The sequence below is a fragment of the Cryobacterium luteum genome, assembly GCF_900110125.1.
Lineage (GTDB): Bacteria > Actinomycetota > Actinomycetes > Actinomycetales > Microbacteriaceae > Cryobacterium > Cryobacterium luteum.
The window spans coordinates 29,234-46,505 of record NZ_FOCN01000009.1; the positions used below are offsets into that span (position 1 = coordinate 29,234).

Sequence of the window (17,272 nt, forward strand, 5' to 3'; positions counted from 1 at the left end):
TGGCTACGCTGCCGTTCGTGGCGCGCGCACCCGGCAGGCCATCCGCGCCAGCTGCGTGAGCCAACACCTACAGAAAACTACCGCGCTAACGTAGGCGCGTGCCATAACCGGCCGAAGCGCCAGACGGGCCCGGGTCAGTTCGCGTAGGCCCCGACGAGACGAACGGCGCCGCCGTTGACACCCTTGGCACCCTGCTCAAACCCGGTCAGGTCGTGTGCGGCGCGCGAAACGCGGCCGGTGACCCAGGCGGGAATGCCGCTCGTCGCCAGGCGGGCGATGACCGATGAAGCGGATGCCGCGTCAACGACCGCGAACATGCCCACTCCGAGGTTCCAGGTTCCCTCCGCGCTTTCCAGCGTGGAGCCGGCCATGTCGCCGAGCACCCGGAACACGGGGGCGGGCGACCAGGTGGACCGGTCGACCTCGACCCAGGAGCCGACGGGCAGCACCCGGGCGAGGTTCGCCGCGATACCGCCGCCGGTGACATGGCTGAGCGAGTGAATGGCGCCGGCCAGTTCGGGATCGTTGATCACGTCGAGCAGCGGGCCGGTGTACAGGCGGGTCGGTTCGAGCAGAACCTCACCGACCATGCCGCCGAGTTCGGCTGATGTGTCGGTGTAGCCGATGCCGCGCTGCGCCAGAATGTGGCGCACAAGCGAGTAGCCGTTGGAGTGCAGGCCACTGGAAGCCATGGCGATGACAACGTCGCCGGCGACAACCTTCTCAGCGCCGAGTACCTGGTCGGCTTCGACCACACCGGTGGCCGCGCCCGCCACGTCATAGTCGTCCTGGCCCAGAAGCCCCGGATGTTCGGCGGTTTCGCCGCCGACAAGGGCCGTTCCGGTCTCGGAGCAGGCCCGCGCGATGCCGGCGACGATGGAGGCGATGCGCTCGGGCACGACCTTGCCGCAAGCGATGTAGTCGGTCATGAACAGGGGTCGGGCTCCGACGACGATGATGTCGTCGACGACCATGCCGACCAGGTCTTGCCCGATGGTGTCGTGCTTGTCGATGGCCTGCGCGATGGCGACCTTGGTGCCGACACCGTCGGTTGACGTGGCGAGCAGGGGCTGGCGAAACTTGGTGAGGAACGACACGTCGAACAGTCCGGCGAAGCCTCCGACGCCGCCCCAGACCTCGGGGCCGTGTGTCTTCGACACGGCTGACTTCATGAGTTCGACCGCGAGGTCACCGGCGCGGGTGTCGACTCCGGCTGCTGCATAGGTTGCGTTGGAGGAGTTACTCATTCTGGTCTTCCCGGGTCACCGAACGGCACCTGGCCCAGGCGGGCGAGGGGTTCTTCTTTGCGTGCGGCGAGTGCCAGCACGGCTTCCAGATCAGAATCCGGGCCGGGGTCGCATCCGTTCGACGCCGTCGGTCGTTCGAGCAGGTTCTTGCCGAGGTGCTGCGACTCGGGCAGCGCGATCGGGTAGACGCCGGTGAAGCAGGCGGTGCACAGCCGTTCTCGTGGCTGCTCGGTGGCTTCGATCATGCCGTCTTCGGAGAGATAGCCGAGACTGTCGGCACCGATCGACTGGCGCACCTCGTCGATCTCGAGGCCGGTCGCGATGAGCTCGGCGCGGCTGGCGAAGTCGATGCCATAGAAGCACGGCCAGGTAATGGGCGGGCTCGAGATGCGCACGTGCACCTCGGCCGCTCCGGCCTCGCGCAGCATGCTCACGAGGGCGCGCTGGGTGTTGCCGCGCACGATCGAATCGTCGACGACGATGAGCCGCTTGCCCTTGATGACGTTCTTGAGGGGGTTCAGTTTCAAGCGGATGCCGCGCTGCCGGATGGTCTGAGACGGCGCAATGAAGGTGCGCCCAACGTAGGAGTTCTTGACGAGCCCCTGGCCGAACGGAATGCCCGACGCCTGCGCGTAGCCGATGGCGGCCGGGGTGCCGGACTCCGGGGTGGGGATGACGAGGTCGGCCTCAACCGGATACTCCGCGGCGAGCTTGCGGCCCATCTCAACCCTGGCCTCGTGCACGCCGCGACCCGCGATGGTGGTGTCGGGCCGGGCGAGGTAGACGTATTCAAAGACGCAGCCCTTGGGCTCGGCCTTCGCGAAGCGCTGCGTGCGCAGCCCGTTTTCGTCGATGGTGATGAGTTCACCCGGTTCGACCTCGCGCACGAAGCTCGCGCCGACGATGTCGAGGGCGGCGGTCTCGGAGGCGACGACCCAGCCGCGTTCGAGGCGGCCGAGCACGAGCGGCCGCACGCCCTGGGGGTCGCGGGCCGCATACAGGGTGGTTTCGTCCATGAAGACGAGGCAGTACGCGCCGCGGAGGCGCGGCAGCACCTCGAGCGCGGTGGCTTCGAGGGTGTGGTCGAGGTCACCGGTGAGCAGAGCTGTGACGACGGCGGTGTCGGTCGTGTTGCCGCGGGCGAGTTCACCGTCAACCTGCGGATAGCGTTCGCGCACGAGCTGCAGCAGCTCGGCGGTATTGGTGAGATTGCCGTTGTGGCCGAGGGCTACCGTTCCGCTCGAGGTGCGGCCGAGGGTGGGCTGGGCGTTCTGCCAGCTCGACGAACCGGTCGTGGAGTACCGGGTGTGCCCGACGGCGATGTGCCCGAGCAGGGTGCTCAGCGAAGCCTCATTGAAAACCTGGGAGACCAGTCCCATGTCTTTGTAGATGAGAATCTTACTGCCGTCGCTCGTGGCGATGCCGGCCGATTCCTGGCCGCGATGTTGCAGGGCGTAGAGGCCGAAATAGCTGAGTTTGGCTACCTCTTCGCCGGGAGCCCAGACACCGAAGACCCCACAAGCATCTTGTGGGCCCTTCTCATTGGGAAGGAGATCGTGATTTAACAGTCCGTCGCCACCGGGCAAGCCGCAGCCTCTTTACTTCTCGTTGAACGCTTGGAAATCATCGTTGGGGGTGCCGGAGCCAGGCTCAGCGGTACGCATGTCGTTGGTATTGATGTCGCTCGTCCCCAGTCTATCGGCGACGACCGACACGTTCGAGCGCCCGATGACGCGGTCGATCACGAGGGCGACGACCGCACCGAGGGTCGTGCCGAGGGCGAGTCCGCCGAGCAGCAGGAAGCCGAAAATCTGCGCCCGGTCGTACTCGTCGTTCTCGGGGAAGGAAATCGTGAGAATGAGGGCCAGCAGCACACCGACAATGGCGCCGAGCAGCATGAAGTTGCGGTACCGCGGAGCGCGATGCACGGTCACCGTCGTCTCCGCCAGGAGCATCTCGCTGGCGGTCGCAGTGTCGGCGGCGGTGTCGGCGGCGGTGTCGGCTGACGGGTCTTGGGGTTGCTCGGCCTGGGGCCGCTCAGAAGAACTCACCCCCGTATTGTCCCATGGGCAGATGCGAGACTGGCTCTATGAACACGATTGCGGTACTCGGAAGCGCCAACATGGATCTCGTCGTACGCCAGTCGCGCCTCCCCTTGCCCGGAGAGACCATATTCGGTACCGGTTTCAGCACCGTTCCGGGCGGCAAAGGGCTCAACCAGGCGGTCGCCGCAGCCCGGCTCGGCGGCGACGTCACCTTTCTGGGCGCGGTCGGAGCGGACGCCTACGGAACCGAGCTGCGTGCGCTGCTGGTGGGCGAGGGCATCCGCTCTGCCGAACTCACCACAGCGGATGCCCCCACCGGCACCGCCCACATCTCCGTCGTGGACAGCGGCGAGAATTCCATCGTCGTGGTGTCGGGGGCCAATGCCACCGTCACGACCCTGAGTGTGGAGCAGCGCGCGGTCGTTGCCGATGCGGCCTTTCTGGTGATGCAGTGCGAGCTGCCGACCCGGGTGCTGGTCGAGGGGATCGCGCTCGCTCGCGCGGCCGGGGTGTTCACCGTGCTGACACCGGCGCCGGTGGTGCCGCTGCCGGCCGGTTTTCTGGCCTCGGTCGACCTCGTCGTGCCGAACCAGGGTGAAGCCGCCGAACTCACCGGGGAAAGCGACCCGGTGCGCGCGGCCGAGCTGCTCAGTGCCGAGGGCAGCTGGGCGATCGTGACGCTGGGTTCGGAGGGGGCGGTCGTGGCCTTCGACGGCGAAGCCCTCGGCCTCGCGCCGGCCCGCCCGGTGACGGCAATTGACACCACCGCGGCGGGCGACACCTTCGTCGGGGCGCTCGTGGCGCAATTGGCTGCGGGGTACCTGCGCGGCACCGCGGTTACCTCCGACCAGATGATCGAGGCCGTGCGCTATGCCACGGTGGCGTCCTCGATCGCGGTGACTCGCGCCGGAGCAACCACCTCGATGCCGACCAAAGCCGAGGTCGACGCGATCCTCGCGTAGCCCGGGGTCAGGCCCGGGTGCGCACCACGCGAATGGTGACCAGGGCGATTGCCGCGGCGGCAACGGCACCGAGCAGGATCAGCGCCAGGGTCCAGATGTTGAACGACGCGACAGCGTCGACTGCGACCCCAGCCACGACATCGCCGTCATAGCCGAGGCTGTCGGTGCCGGCGTGCGGGGCTGTGGCGGCAGCATCCGTTGGTGCAGCGGCGATCTCGGCGGCGAGCGCTGCGCCCGCCGCGTCGGCGAGTGCCTGCGAAGCAGCCGTGAGCACGGCCGGAACCACGACTCGCGCCGAGGTGTTCGGCGCGGTGGGCGCCGAAACGTTCGGTGTCGTCACCGCGGGTACCGCTGCCTCCGGCACCACGACCGGCGCCGTGACGGTCAACGTGCGCACCTCGGAGTAGGCGGTGGCTCCATAGGGGTCTGCGGAGTAGGCATACCAGCCGTGGGTGCCGACGCCCGGGTTCCAGCTCGCGGTCACCGTCACGCCGCTTGTCACCGTGTCGAAGGCGGCGATCGCGGTGGTCGACAGGATGTCGACGGTGAAGGCATCCGTTGCGAGGGATTTCTGCATCGACGTCATACCGAAGGCCGCGTAGGGCACCGTGAATTCCTGGTGCTCCAGGTCGAGGGTGGGGTCGTCGGAGTTGTAGACGTCGAGGTAGGGCGAGTAGGTGCGCACGCTGATCTGCTCGGCGGCGTTGTCGAAGTGCAGCAGCCGCAGAAAGGACTGCCCGCCCTCCGGCAGGCCCTGGTAGTCGAACAGCATCTGGTAGACCGAGCGGTCGGGGGTGCCGTCGCCGTTGTCGTCGAACTGATCGATGCGGGTGAACGCGTCGTGGTAGTGCCCGGAGAAGACCATGGCCACGTTGGCGTTGGGGGCGACGACCTCGTCGTAGATCTGCTGCGGCACCGCCCCCAGGCCGCCGGTGGTGAGCATGTACTCGTGCAGGTTGAGGATGGCGGTGCGCTCGGGGTACTGGGCGAGCACCTCGTTGAGCCAGGCGATGCCCTCCGCGCTCGGCGCCCAGCCGAGGTAAAGCATGATGAAGTCGATTCCGCCGGCCGTGACCAGATCGTAGTGGCCGCGGTTGTCTTCGAAACTGCCGCCGTACCAGGGGTTGGCTTCGTAGCGTTCGGCCCCGAAGTTGGCCTTGTACGCGGCATAGTCGGCGTCTTTCTGGCCCACATCGTGGTTTCCGGCCAGCACGCCGTAGGGTAGCTGGGCGTCGTCGAGCATGCTGTACGCCGCGTTGGCGTTGGTCCACTGGTGTTCGTCTTCGAAGTTGTCGACGATGTCGCCGGTGTGGAACAGGTACTGCAGGTTGACGGCGGCGCGCTGCTCGAGCAGGTAGTCGTGGATGTCGAGCTGGCGCTGGTAAAACGTGTCGTTGTAGTACTGCGTGTCGGATTCCACGGCGAGTGTGAAGTCGTAGTTCGCCCGCGCCGTGTCGTTCACGTTGTTGACCGGCAGGGTGCTCGACCGGTCGGACAGATCGGCGCCGGCGAAGCCCTCGGAGTGCTGGATCAGCACGGTCATGACCTGGTTCTGCACGTGGTCCAGTGCCGGCACCATGGCGTCGAGGGTGAACGCGGTCGCGCCCTCACCGATGGTCACGTGGCGATCGAATTCTTCCCAGGCACCGGTGGTGAGATTCTGCACGTAGAGCAGCACCTTGGCGTCGGCGTTCGCGGTGCCGTCCCAGCGCACCCGCGCGGTGAAGTCGGCGCCGGCATCCGTTGGCACGTCTACCTCGAACAGCTGGTAGGGAAACTGTGAGTCGGAGGTGCTCGGCGAGGTCGCGCCGTCCAGTCGCGCCATGGCGGTGACCTGATCATCGGTCAACAGGGTCTTGGCAGACCGATCGGTGACGTCGGCGATGGCGGTGGTGCCCGAGTAGGCGCGCACGTTGCTCTCGGCAGCGGATGCCGTGAATCCCCGCCGCAGGGTGACGTTCAGTTGGTCACCGGTCGGGTCGGTCGCCCGCGCCGTGAGGTCGAGCGGTCCCTCTTCGACGACCGCACCGTTGAGCGGCGTGATCAGTTCGTTGCCGGGTTCCTCGACCGGGGTGGAGAACACCGTGCTGCGCTCACCAACGTTGCCGACGTTGTCCGTGGCGGTGAGCAGCAGGGTGTGCTCGCCGTCGGCCAGCTGGATCGATGAGGTGGCATAGGGCAACTCGATGGGCCGGCCGTCGAGGGTCGCGACGAGCGTGTCGAAGCCGGCGCCGGCATCCGTCGCACTGCCCTCGATCATGAAGTCGCCCTGGTACAGCTGGCCGGCGATGGCGGATGTCGTGACGGCGGGAGCCGTGTTGTCGACCGTGACGGCGCGAGTCACCGAGTCGACGCCGTTGCTCGCGAGTACAGTGTGCGCGCCGTCGGCGACCGCGGTGGTGTCCCAGGCATGAGCGACGGCCATGTAGGCGTCACCGGGAATCGTGAAGCTCGAGTTGTAGAAGTCGAGCTTGCCGGCGCTGTCCCCCATGTTGAGCGCCAGGCTGGGATCGGTGTAGCCGGCAGGCTGCAGGCTGCGGCCGTCGGGAAGCACGAGGCGCGGGTTGCGAATTTGAAAGTCGTCGTTGTTCTCGTTCGGGTTGATCTCCGGGGCTACCTTGGAGCCGGCCCAGACGCTGACGACGAGGTCTTCCCCCTGCGTCAGGTAGGTCAGCGGCACCGGCGTTGCGATGGTCTCCCAGCCCTCGGGAATGCCGTCGTCGAAGATGCGCAGCACGTCGGTGCCGATGAGCACACCGTTCTGAAAGAACGTGTTCACGGCGGTGACTTCGAACACGAACTGGGGTGCGAACTCCAACTCGGGATTCGTCGGCACGGTCTGGTCGTCGATGCTCAGGGTCATACCGTCGGTGCTGCTGTCGCCGGCGGCCGACACCGTCGTGCTGCCGGCGACGAATTGGCTGTCGGTGAGGTTGAGGCGCACCGGGGAGTTGTCGACCCCGGTGAGGTCGACCCGCTTTGTCGGGGAAGTGGCCTCGGTGCTGCCGTCGCTGGCCGTGAAGTAGTACTCGTACCAGCGCTTGCCGGTGAGGTCGACCCGCTGCAGGTCGTACTGGTAGCCGTCGACGCCGTCGGTCGACAGATTCATCGTCAGGAATTCGGTGTCGATATTGCTCTTGAGGTGCAACTCGACGGTACGCGCCTGCACATCGTCGGTGACGGTGGCCGCCAGAGCGAAGTTGTTGGCCGGATCAATTTCACCGAGCGTGTGATCGACGATCATCGGTGACGTCGTGTCGGCGGCGACAGTCTTCGCCTCGCCGGGTACCTGCGCCGCGAACACGGTACCCGGGGTGGCCGCGACCTTGCCCAGGTTCAGCTGACGTCCCGGGTTGCTGCTGTCGTTGCCGTACTGGATCCCCTTGTTGGCATCGACGTCGTCAGCGCCGGCGAGGTTGTAATAGGCCGAGTTGACGCTGAAACCGGTATTGGTCAGGATCTCGACGCCGCGTGGCGAGCCGTTGGCCAGGCCGCCGGCGAAGACCTCGACCAGGTCGGCTCCTGGGGTTAGGTCCGAGCCGAAGCGACTGTTGAATTGGGTGGCGGTGAGCGTGTCGTTCTGGCCGTTCTTGATCCAGAACACGAGGTTGCCGCCTGGTTTGATCACCACGTCGGTGGGGGTGCTCGGCCAGCGCACGGTTGAGCTATTGGTGAGGTCCGCGAGCGGATACAGGTAGTTGAGCGTGTAGTCCGCGAAATTGATGGGGCTGGCGGTGGCGTTGTAGACCTCGATGAACTCGTAGCCGTCGGCCGAGCCGACATTGGTCGTGTCCGGCGTGATCTCGGTGATCTGCAGCGAGGCCGGAATCGCCATTTGGCTGGCTGCCGTGGCCGACACTGCTGGGGCGATGGCGCCCGCTCCGCCGATCAGCAACACGAGGGCCAACGCGGTCAGAGACGGACGGAACGAACGGGAGAGAATGCGCACTGAGCAGGCCTTTGTTTCATGGGCGGTCTCGCTCAAGCTAGGTGTGTCGCGGGTCCGGTCCGTGACGTGCCGGTGAACGGACGGGGCTTCGGCGAATCACTCTGCGTATGGGGGGTACGGCGCACAACTGCGGAGCTGACAGGTAAATCGGGTTCTGGAAGGCTGAATCAGGAGGAATTGCTGTTTTTTTCGCAGGTTGGTACGCGCTGGGGCACCGGCAGCACCGGCACGTGTCCGGTGAGATCCGCCCGAGCGCCGGAAGCGTGGATGGCGCCGCTCGCCAGACCGTCGGCCCACGATAGGGCGCCGGTGGCGAGTCCGAGCCAGGTGGCGGCATCCGTTTCGATGACGTTCGGCGGGGTACCGCGGGTGTGGCGGGGGCCGGCGACGCACTGCACGGCGCCGAACGGGGGCACGCGCACCTCGAGGGTGTTGCCCTCGGCCTGTTCGGCGAGCAGTTGCAGGGTGTAGCGCACCGCCTGCGCCCGGATCTCTCGGCTCGCGCTGGCGCCAGCGGCGAGCGCCGCCCGTACCGCAACCCGGCCGGCTCCATCGTCGATGCGTGCTCGTGCCATGGCTCCAGTCTGCCCGATCGGGCGGGCCCGAGGCATCGGGTAGCCTAAGACGGTGAAAATTCTGGTCCTTGGTTCCGGTGCCCGCGAGCACGCCATCATCACCGCGCTGCTTCGTGAGGAGCCGCAGCCGAGCGTTACGTGCGCCCCCGGCAACGCCGGTATCGCCGACGCGGTGCCGGTCACTGCACTCGACCCGAACGACCCGGTCGCTGTGACCGATTACGCGCTGCTGCACGGCGTCGAACTCGTCGTGATCGGGCCGGAGGCCCCCCTCGTCGCCGGCGTCGCCGACGCCCTGCGCGCCCGCGGCGTGGCCGTGTTCGGGCCCGACAAAGCCGCCGCCGCGCTCGAGGGCAGCAAAACCTTCGCCAAACGCATCATGGATGAGGCCGGCGTTCCCACCGGCCGTGCCGTACGCGCCGGCACCCTCGCCGAGGCTGAAACCGCCCTCGACGAGTTCGGCGCACCCTACGTGGTCAAGGCCGACGGCCTCGCCGCCGGCAAGGGCGTGCTGGTCACCGACAACCGCGACGCCGCCATCGACCACGCAACGTTCTGGCTCGAACACGGCAGCGTCTTGATCGAAGAATTTCTCGACGGACAGGAGATCTCGCTCTTTCTGCTCAGCGACGGCGAGAACGTTCTGCCGCTGTCGCCCGCCCAGGACTACAAGCGCGCCCTCGACGACGATGCCGGTCCCAACACCGGCGGCATGGGCGCTTACTCGCCGCTGCCGTGGCTCGACGCCCAGTTCGGCAGTGAGAACGCCTTCGTCGACGAGATCATCGAGACCGTCGCCCTGCCGACGGTGCGCCAGCTCGCCGCGGAGGGCACCCCGTTCGTCGGGCTGCTGTACTGCGGGCTCATTCTGACGGATGCCGGCATCCGCGTCATCGAGTTCAACGCGCGTTTCGGAGACCCCGAGACGCAGGTCGTGCTGCCGCGCCTGGTCACGCCGCTGTCCGGCCTGCTGTTCGCCGCCGCGACCGGTACGCTCGGCGGCCTGCCCCGCCCGGTCTTCTCCGCCGAGGTGGCGGTCACCGTCGTGCTGGCGAGTGAGAACTACCCGGAAACCCCACTCACGGGCCGGGAAATCACCGGGCTCGACGCCGCCCTGGCCGTGGACGGCGTGACGATCGCCCACGCCGCGACCCGGGTCGACGGCGGCACGCTCGTCTCGACCGGCGGACGGGTGCTCAGCGTCGTCGCCGTCGGCGACTCCTTCGCCGAGGCCCGCGCCCGCGCCTACGAAGCCCTCGGGCACGTGTCCCTGGCCGGCGCCCACTTTCGCACCGACATCGCCGCCCGGGTGGCCTGACTCGACCCAGACGGGTGCGCCGCCCGCGTCGCCCGCGTCGCCCGCCCGTTCGCGCGTGCCATCCCGCCTCGTGGTGGCCAAATCAGGAAAAACGTGCTGCTCGGATCGGGGAAGCCCGGAACCATGCGGTCTTCCACCCATGGCGGCCTGGATTTCCTGAATTAGCCACCGAAAATGGGCGTAGCAGACCCGATCACACGCTCTGACGCGCGCGATCTTCGTGGGAGACACCCCCGAGCATGCGGGAGAATGAACGGGTGAGCCAATCTGAGTACGAGTCCCCCGCATCCGCCGTCGCACTCGACGGGTGGGCGCCCGTCTACTCGGGCAAGGTACGCGACCTTTATGTTAAATCTCACGATGGTGAACAAACGGATGCCCCCTCCCTCGCGACCGCTTCGCGGGTTCTCGTGGTCGCGAGCGACCGGGTCAGCGCGTTCGACCACGTGCTCGAGCCCGGTATCCCCGGCAAGGGCGAGCTGCTCACCACCCTGAGCCTGTGGTGGTTCGACCGGTTGACCGACGTTCCCAACCACCTCGTCCCCGATCACGAACCGGTCGGCGGCACCGTGCGGGAGATCATTCCGGCGAGCGTTGCCGGGCGGGCCATGCTCTGCCGCACCCTGAACATGTTCCCGATCGAGTGCGTCGTGCGCGGCTACCTCACCGGCAGCGGCTGGAAGGAATACCTCGAAACCCAATCGGTCTGCGGCATCAAACTGCCGGAGGGTCTGCAGAACGGTGACCGCCTGCCCGAGCCCATCTACACTCCCGCGTGGAAGGCCCCGATGGGCCAGCACGACGAGAACATCTCGTTTGAACGCACGGTCGAGCTGGTCGGGCCGACCATCGCCGCCGAGCTGCGCCGCCTCTCCCTCGCCCTGTTTCAGGCCGCCGGCGCCATCGCCGAGCAGGCCGGCGTCATTCTCGCCGACACCAAGTTCGAGTTCGGCGCCGACCGGCAGACCGGCGTGACGGTGCTCGCCGACGAGGTGCTCACGAGCGATTCCAGCCGCTACTGGGACGCTGAAGCCTGGCGCACCGGAACCACCCCGGAGGCCCGCATGGCGAGCTTCGACAAGCAGATCGTGCGTGATTGGCTCGCCGCACACTGGGACGGCGCCGGCGTTCCGCCCGAACTGCCGACCGAGATCGTCGAGCAGACCGCAGCCCGTTACCGTGAACTGCTCGAGCGCCTCACTGGCGTCTGAAGCTCGAACGGGGGGCAGGCGCGACGTGCGCATCGCGGAATAGCCGGAGCGGCAGCGCAGTTATGCCTGCTGTGACTCTCACTGCGAAAGACCTGCTGGCCGCCGACACCGGAATGGGCGCGGTGACCCTGCGCGTGGGCAACCTCGACGCCATGATCGCCTACTATCGCGACATCGTGACCCTCGAGCTGCAGAGCCACGACGGCCCCGTCGCCGTGCTCGGCCGCGGTCACGTTCCGCTCGTAATTTTGCACCACGCCCCCGAGCTCGCGGCCGCGGAGCCGCGCTCGGCCGGGCTGTACCACACGGCCATTTTGTTCGACACGCAGGCCGACCTCGCCGCCGCCGTGTATTCGATCGGCACGAAATCCCCAGGAACCTTCACCGGCAGCGCCGATCACCTGGTCAGCCAGGCTTTTTACTTCACCGACCCCGAGGGCAACGGCATCGAACTGTACTGGGACCGCGATCGCACACAGTGGAGCTGGACCCACGGCCAGGTCGAAATGGCTTCGCTCTACCTCGACCCGAACGCATTCATTTCTGAGCATATGTCACAGGAACCCAGCGCCGGCCACGCCATCGTCGGCCACGTGCACCTCTCGGTCGGCGATGTTGCGAGTGCCCGTGAGTTCTACGTCAACCGTCTCGGCTTCGAGGCAACCGCGAACTTCGGCCCCTCGGCCCTGTTCGTCTCGGCCGGTGGCTACCACCATCACATGGCCATGAACACCTGGGAGAGCTCGGGCAGCGGCAAGCGCCGCCTGGCCCTCGGGCTCGGCGAGATCAGCATCATCGTGCCGACCACCGACGATATCGGTGCCTTGGGCGAGCGGATGACCCACTACGGAGTCGACACCCGTCACGACGGGCAGACCCTCAACTTCGACGACCCGTGGGCCAACCGCATCCTGGTGCGCGCCGCGGACCACACGAACGCCGCCGCAGACCCGGTCGCGACGCCCTGAACCTCAGCGGGCGGCGCGCGCCGCCCGGCGGGTGAGGCCGTGCACGGTGGCCTGGTAATCCTTCACGTTGAGCGGCCGGCCCGGCAGCTTGGACCGCGGCGCGTCGGCCGCGCGCAGGCCGTCGAGCACGATGGAGAGCTGCCGCCGCCACTGGCCGGCGTAGCCGTCGCCGAGGCTGCCGAGCGATCCGACCATGGTGACGAGCACGGCGAGGTCGACCGCGTCAACATCGCGGCGCAGCGTGCCGTCCTTCTTGGCGCGGGCCACAAGGCTCGCGATGAAACCGTCGAACTCCGCCGCCGGCCGCGCCGACGGGTCTAGCCTGGCCATGCGCCGCAGGATCGGCGGCAGCGAGGGGTCGGCGACGAGCCATTCGGCGACCCGTTCGGTATAGACGACGAGCGCGTCCCACGCGGTGGGCGCAGCCTCGATCTCACCGCGCACCGCGTGCAACTGCGCGAGGGCGAGGTCGTAGAGCGCGCGCACGAGGTCGTCGCGGGTCGGAAAGTTGCGATACAGCGTGGCCACGCCAACTTCGGCCTGGCGGGCGATGGCCTCGAGTGAGGCATCGACGCCGTGCTGCGCGAGCAGGGTGCGCGCGCTGAGGATCAGTCGATCACGGTTGAGCCGGGCGTCCCGGCGCCGGGGTGTAACCGGGGCAGTCCTCTCGGGTGCAGCCGGAACCGGCACGCCCTCCTGGGGCTTTCGGGTGGGCGAGGTCATACGCTCCAGTCTAGAACTTTGACCTGCCCCCCTCGTTCGGTGTTGCGCCCACCGCCGCAACGTGCGCACAATTCAACCAAGCCGAACGGAACCCCGATGACCCTCAAGAACAACACCCGCGACTTCGACCCCGAGATCGTCACCGATTTTCGCGAGAAGATGAGCTACGGGGCCTACCTCGATCTGCCCACCCTGCTCGATGCCCAGAAGCCGGTGAGTGTTCCCGAGCACCACGACGAGCTGCTCTTCATCATCCAGCATCAGACCACCGAACTGTGGCTCAAACTCGTGCTGCACGAGCTTCAGGCGGCCATCGAGGCTTTGCGCGCGGACCTGCTCGCGCCGGCTCTCAAGGGCATCGCCCGGGTCAAGCACATTCAACGAACCCTCACCGAACAATGGTCGGTGCTCGCCACCCTCACCCCCACCGAGTATGCCCAGTTCCGCCATTTTCTGGGCAATTCGAGCGGGTTTCAGTCGTACCAGTACCGTGCGGTCGAGTTCGCGCTCGGCAATAAGAACCAGCGCATGCTCACCGTCTTCGAAGCGGATGCCGCAGCCCACGCCCTGCTCACCGCCACCTTCACCGCGCCCAGCCTCTACGACGAGTTCCTGCGCTACCTGCACCGAGCCGGTTACGACATTCCCGATGCGATACTCGAGCGCGATGTGACCGAGGCCTGGACGTTTCATCCCGAACTCGTGCATACCTTCCGGGGAATATACGAAAATGCCAGCGAGCACTGGGCCGCCTATGAGGCCTGCGAGGAACTCGTCGACCTGGAAGATAACTTTCAGCTCTGGCGTTTTCGGCACCTCAAGACCGTGCAGCGCATCATCGGCATGAAGCACGGCACCGGCGGATCAAGCGGTGCAGCCTTTCTGCAGAAGGCCCTCGAGCTCACCTTCTTTCCGGAGCTGTTCGCGGTGCGCACGGAGATCGGCACGTGACCACCCACCTTTCACCCGGTCGCGGCGCCGTGTATCCGGGGTTTCTCGACGCGCACGTGCACCTCGCCCTGATCGACCCGGTCATGCTGCCAAGCGGCGGCATCGCCCGGGTGCTCGACCTCGGCGGCTGGCTGCCCGACGGCCCGCGCCCGTCTATGCCCGATTTGGCATACGCGCATCAGTTCGTGACCGTCCCCGGCGGCTACCCGAGCCGGGCCGACTGGGCCGAGCCCGCGTGGACCTGCGCGGTTTCTGGCGCAGCGGATGCCGCCGGCGCGGTGGACCTGCAGGCTGCGGCGGGGGCATCCGTTTTGAAGATCACCCTGAACTCGGAGGCTGGGCCGGTGCTCGGCGGCGAGGCCCTGCTGGCGCTGGTCGGCCGGGCGCACCACCGCGGCCTGCCGGTCGTGGCGCACGCCGAGGGTGCCGGCGAGGCCGAGCGCGCGTTCTCTGCCGGGGTCGACGCGTTCGCCCATACCCCGTTCTCGGAACGCCTTGGCGATGATCTGGTCAACGCGATGGCCGGCCGAATGACCTGGATCAGCACCCTCGACATTCACGGCTGGGGTTCCCGCACCGCTGCCTTCGAAATCGCGAGCGATAACCTGCGCCGGTTTCACGGCAGTGGAGGTCGGGTGTTGTATGGCACCGACCTCGGTAATGGGCCGCTGCGCCTCGGCCTCAACCTCCGCGAAATCGTGGCGCTGCTCGGCGCCGGCCTGACCCCTGACGATGTGCTGGCGGCGCTCTGCTCGTCGGCACCGCTCGGACTGACCGTGGCCGACACCCGGGTTACCTTTGTTCCGGGCGAACGGCCGCGTGACCCCGGCGCCTTCGCCGACTGGCTCGTCACCGCTCGCGCCCTCACCCGCCCCGAACTCGAGGAACTCGCATGACGCCCACTCCGAACACCGGCCTCGATGCCCACCTCGCTTATGCCCGGCGGATGGACCGCATCGACGGCCTCGCCCACTACCGGGCGCGGTTTCTCGGCACCGACGCCGACGCCGACACGGCCAACCCGCGCTCCTACCTCGACGGCAACTCGCTCGGTCGCCCGCTGCGGGCGAGCGCCGACCGCATCACCGACTTTCTGCACCACGACTGGGGCACCCGGCTCATTCGCGGCTGGGATGAGCAGTGGATGGACCTGCCGCTGCAAATCGGCGACGACCTCGGCCGCGCCTGCCTCGGCGCCGCTCCCGGCCAGGTGTTCGTCGGAGACTCCACCAGCGTGCTGCTCTACAAGCTGGCCCGCGCCGCCGTGGATTCCCGCCCGCAGCGCACCGAAATCGTGCTCGACAGCGACAATTTTCCCACCGACCGGTACATCCTCGAAGGCATCGCGCGCGAGCGCGGCCTGACCCTGCGCTGGATCGACTCCGACACCGAGAGCGGAGTGACCGCCGAGCAGGTGCGTCAGGTGGTCGGCCCGCAGACCTCCCTCGTGCTGCTGAGCCACGTGGCCTACCGCTCCGGCTACCTCGCCGATATGCAGGCCATCACAGCCGCCGTTCACAAGCACGACGCCCTCGTGCTGTGGGACCTGAGCCACTCGGTCGGGTCGGTGCCGGTCGATCTCGACCGCTGCGACGTGGACCTCGCGGTCGGCTGCTCGTACAAATACCTCAGCGGCGGACCGGGCGCGCCGGCGTTCGGCTACGTCAGGAGTGACCTGCACGAGGTGCTCACCCAGCCGATCCAGGGCTGGATGGGAGCGCAGGCCATCTTCGAGATGGGGCCGGGGTATCAGCCGGCTAGCGGCATCCGTCGTTTCATGAGCGGCACCCCCGCCGTGCTGGGCATGCTCGCCATGCAGGACACCATCGCCATGCTGAATGAAGCCACGATCGAGTCGGTGCGCGCCAAATCGGTCGCGTTGACCGAGTTCGCGATCACCCTCGTCGATGAGTGGCTCGCGCCGATGGGGGTCACCGTGGCCTCGCCGCGGGAGCAGACCCATCGCGGCGGGCACGTGACCATCAACCATCCGCTCATGCGGCAGGTCACAAAGATTCTGTGGGACAACGACGTCATTCCCGATTTTCGAGCACCGAACGGGCTGCGGCTGGGCCTCGCCCCGCTGAGCACGAGCTTCGTCGAGACCTACGACGGTGTCGCCGCGGTGCGCGACGTGCTGCGCGGCATCCTGCTCGGCCAGAACGGCGGGCGGGGTCACACCCGGCCTGTAGAATTACGGTGATTTAGAATTGCTGTGATTTGCCACGACTATAAGCCCCAGACTGTATGCGGAGTGCCCTGTGCCAACGATCGTCGTCGAAGTAATGCCCAAGGCCGAGTTGCTTGACCCCCAGGGCAAGGCCGTCGCCGGCGCCCTCGGTCGCCTCGGTCAGACCCAGTCAGCGCTGGCCAAGGTGACCGGCGTGCGCGTCGGTAAGCGCTTCGAGATCGCCATTGACGGTGAAGCGGATGCTGCCACCCTCACCGCCGTGCGCGAACTCGCCGACACGGTGTTGTCGAACTCCGTAATCGAGGATGTCGTCGGCATTCACGTGCAAAGCGCTCCGTCGTCAGCGGTTGTCTGATGCGCATCGGCGTCGTCACCTTTCCCGGCTCGCTCGATGATCGTGACGCTGCGCGTGCGATCCGCCTGGCCGGCGCCGACGCCGTAGCCCTCTGGCACGGCGACCACGACCTGCACGGCGTGGATGCCCTCGTGCTGCCCGGCGGGTTCAGCTACGGCGACTACCTGCGTGCCGGCGCCATCGCGAGCCTTTCGCCCATCATGACCGAGGTCATCGCCGCGGCGAACCAGGGAATGCCCGTGCTCGGCATCTGCAACGGTTTCCAGATGCTCACCGAGGCCCACCTGCTCGACGGCGGCCTCATTCGCAACGAGACGGGCCGCTTCATCTGCCGCGACCAGGGCCTGCGCATCGAGAACAACGCGAGCGACTGGACCAGCGGGTTCGCCGCCAATGCCGAGATCGTCATTCCGCTCAAAAACGGTGAGGGCTCGTTCATGGCCAGCGCTGAGACGCTCAAGGCACTCGAGGGTGAGGGCCGCATCGTGGCCCGCTACATCGGCGGCAACCCGAACGGTTCGCTGAACGACATCGCCGGCGTCACCAACGCGCGCGGCAACGTCGTCGGCCTCATGCCGCACCCCGAACACGCCGTCGAGGCCGGATTCGGTCCCGACACCGACGACGCCATGGCGAGCGGCATCGACGGCCTCACTTTCTTCACCTCGGTCATCACTCAGGCGCTCATCGCTCACTAGTCAGATTCTTTTTCTGCGACTGTCCTATTCACAGGGGCTGGTTCGTTCCTAAGGTAGATCCATCAACGGATGGTTCAAA

15 protein-coding genes are annotated in these 17,272 nt (G+C 67.2%); 9 read left to right on the plus strand and 6 right to left on the minus strand.

Features of this window, described 5'->3' with window-relative positions:
- Positions 1-134: 134 nt before the first annotated feature.
- Genes purM through BMW72_RS10435 form a run of 3 tightly spaced genes read right to left on the minus strand, consistent with a single transcriptional unit; the run spans position 135 to position 3,298 of the window.
- Positions 135-1,247, minus strand: a complete 1,113-nt coding sequence (gene purM, locus BMW72_RS10425; protein WP_092110285.1) for a phosphoribosylformylglycinamidine cyclo-ligase — start codon at positions 1,245-1,247, stop codon at positions 135-137.
- The gene (gene purF / locus BMW72_RS10430; protein ID WP_092110287.1) at positions 1,244-2,833 is read right to left on the minus strand and encodes an amidophosphoribosyltransferase; all 1,590 of its coding nucleotides are present in this window, start codon (positions 2,831-2,833) and stop codon (positions 1,244-1,246) included. Before purF ends, purM begins: the two co-directional genes overlap by 4 nt.
- Positions 2,834-2,845: 12 nt before the next feature.
- Entirely contained in the window at positions 2,846-3,298 is a 453-nt protein-coding gene (locus BMW72_RS10435; RefSeq protein WP_092110289.1) for a hypothetical protein, read from the minus strand.
- A gap of 38 nt (positions 3,299-3,336) precedes the next feature.
- Here BMW72_RS10435 and BMW72_RS10440 point away from each other — a divergent pair, with 38 nt between their 5' ends.
- The gene (locus BMW72_RS10440) at positions 3,337-4,254 is read left to right on the plus strand and encodes a ribokinase (RefSeq protein ID WP_092110291.1); all 918 of its coding nucleotides are present in this window, start codon (positions 3,337-3,339) and stop codon (positions 4,252-4,254) included.
- Between the two features lie 7 nt (positions 4,255-4,261).
- Here BMW72_RS10440 and BMW72_RS10445 read toward each other — a convergent pair whose 3' ends face one another.
- Positions 4,262-8,203 (minus strand): lamin tail domain-containing metallophosphoesterase family protein, encoded by a 3,942-nt coding sequence (locus BMW72_RS10445; protein WP_092110292.1) that lies wholly within the window; start codon positions 8,201-8,203, stop codon positions 4,262-4,264.
- Positions 8,204-8,370: 167 nt separating this feature from the next.
- Positions 8,371-8,778 (minus strand): sterol carrier family protein, encoded by a 408-nt coding sequence (locus tag BMW72_RS10450; RefSeq protein ID WP_092110294.1) that lies wholly within the window; start codon positions 8,776-8,778, stop codon positions 8,371-8,373.
- A 52-nt stretch (positions 8,779-8,830) separates the two neighbouring features.
- On the opposite strand from BMW72_RS10450, the gene purD reads away from it, so the two are divergent.
- The 3 genes from purD to BMW72_RS10465 all read left to right on the plus strand — a co-directional run bounded on the left by purD (position 8,831) and on the right by BMW72_RS10465 (position 12,275).
- The gene (gene purD, locus BMW72_RS10455) at positions 8,831-10,096 is read left to right on the plus strand and encodes a phosphoribosylamine--glycine ligase (RefSeq protein ID WP_092110295.1); all 1,266 of its coding nucleotides are present in this window, start codon (positions 8,831-8,833) and stop codon (positions 10,094-10,096) included.
- A gap of 239 nt (positions 10,097-10,335) precedes the next feature.
- On the plus strand, positions 10,336-11,307 hold the full coding sequence (locus BMW72_RS10460) for a phosphoribosylaminoimidazolesuccinocarboxamide synthase (RefSeq protein ID WP_092110297.1): 972 nt from the start codon (positions 10,336-10,338) through the stop codon (positions 11,305-11,307).
- A gap of 62 nt (positions 11,308-11,369) precedes the next feature.
- Entirely contained in the window at positions 11,370-12,275 is a 906-nt protein-coding gene (locus BMW72_RS10465) for a VOC family protein (RefSeq protein ID WP_241984010.1), read from the plus strand.
- Between the two features lie 3 nt (positions 12,276-12,278).
- On the opposite strand, the gene BMW72_RS10470 is transcribed toward BMW72_RS10465, so the two are convergent.
- The gene (locus tag BMW72_RS10470; RefSeq protein WP_092110298.1) at positions 12,279-12,998 is read right to left on the minus strand and encodes a TetR/AcrR family transcriptional regulator; all 720 of its coding nucleotides are present in this window, start codon (positions 12,996-12,998) and stop codon (positions 12,279-12,281) included.
- Between the two features lie 96 nt (positions 12,999-13,094).
- Between BMW72_RS10470 and kynA the strand changes: the two genes are divergently transcribed.
- From kynA to purQ, 5 genes are read left to right on the plus strand one after another with little or no spacing between them, the layout of a single operon-like run.
- Positions 13,095-13,949 (plus strand): tryptophan 2,3-dioxygenase, encoded by an 855-nt coding sequence (gene kynA, locus BMW72_RS10475; RefSeq protein WP_092110300.1) that lies wholly within the window; start codon positions 13,095-13,097, stop codon positions 13,947-13,949.
- A complete protein-coding gene (locus BMW72_RS10480) occupies positions 13,946-14,845 on the plus strand; it encodes an amidohydrolase family protein (RefSeq protein ID WP_092110303.1) in 900 nt (299 codons plus the stop codon). The genes kynA and BMW72_RS10480 overlap by 4 nt, the downstream gene beginning before the upstream one ends.
- Positions 14,842-16,152: a kynureninase gene (locus BMW72_RS10485; protein WP_092110305.1), complete on the plus strand. Its 1,311-nt coding sequence runs from the start codon at positions 14,842-14,844 to the stop codon at positions 16,150-16,152. The genes BMW72_RS10480 and BMW72_RS10485 overlap by 4 nt, the downstream gene beginning before the upstream one ends.
- 58 nt (positions 16,153-16,210) lie before the next feature.
- Complete coding sequence (locus BMW72_RS10490; RefSeq protein WP_092110306.1) at positions 16,211-16,495, plus strand: phosphoribosylformylglycinamidine synthase subunit PurS; 285 nt, start codon at positions 16,211-16,213, stop codon at positions 16,493-16,495.
- Complete coding sequence (gene purQ, locus BMW72_RS10495) at positions 16,495-17,193, plus strand: phosphoribosylformylglycinamidine synthase subunit PurQ (RefSeq protein ID WP_092110309.1); 699 nt, start codon at positions 16,495-16,497, stop codon at positions 17,191-17,193. Before BMW72_RS10490 ends, purQ begins: the two co-directional genes overlap by 1 nt.
- Positions 17,194-17,272: the final 79 nt, after the last annotated feature.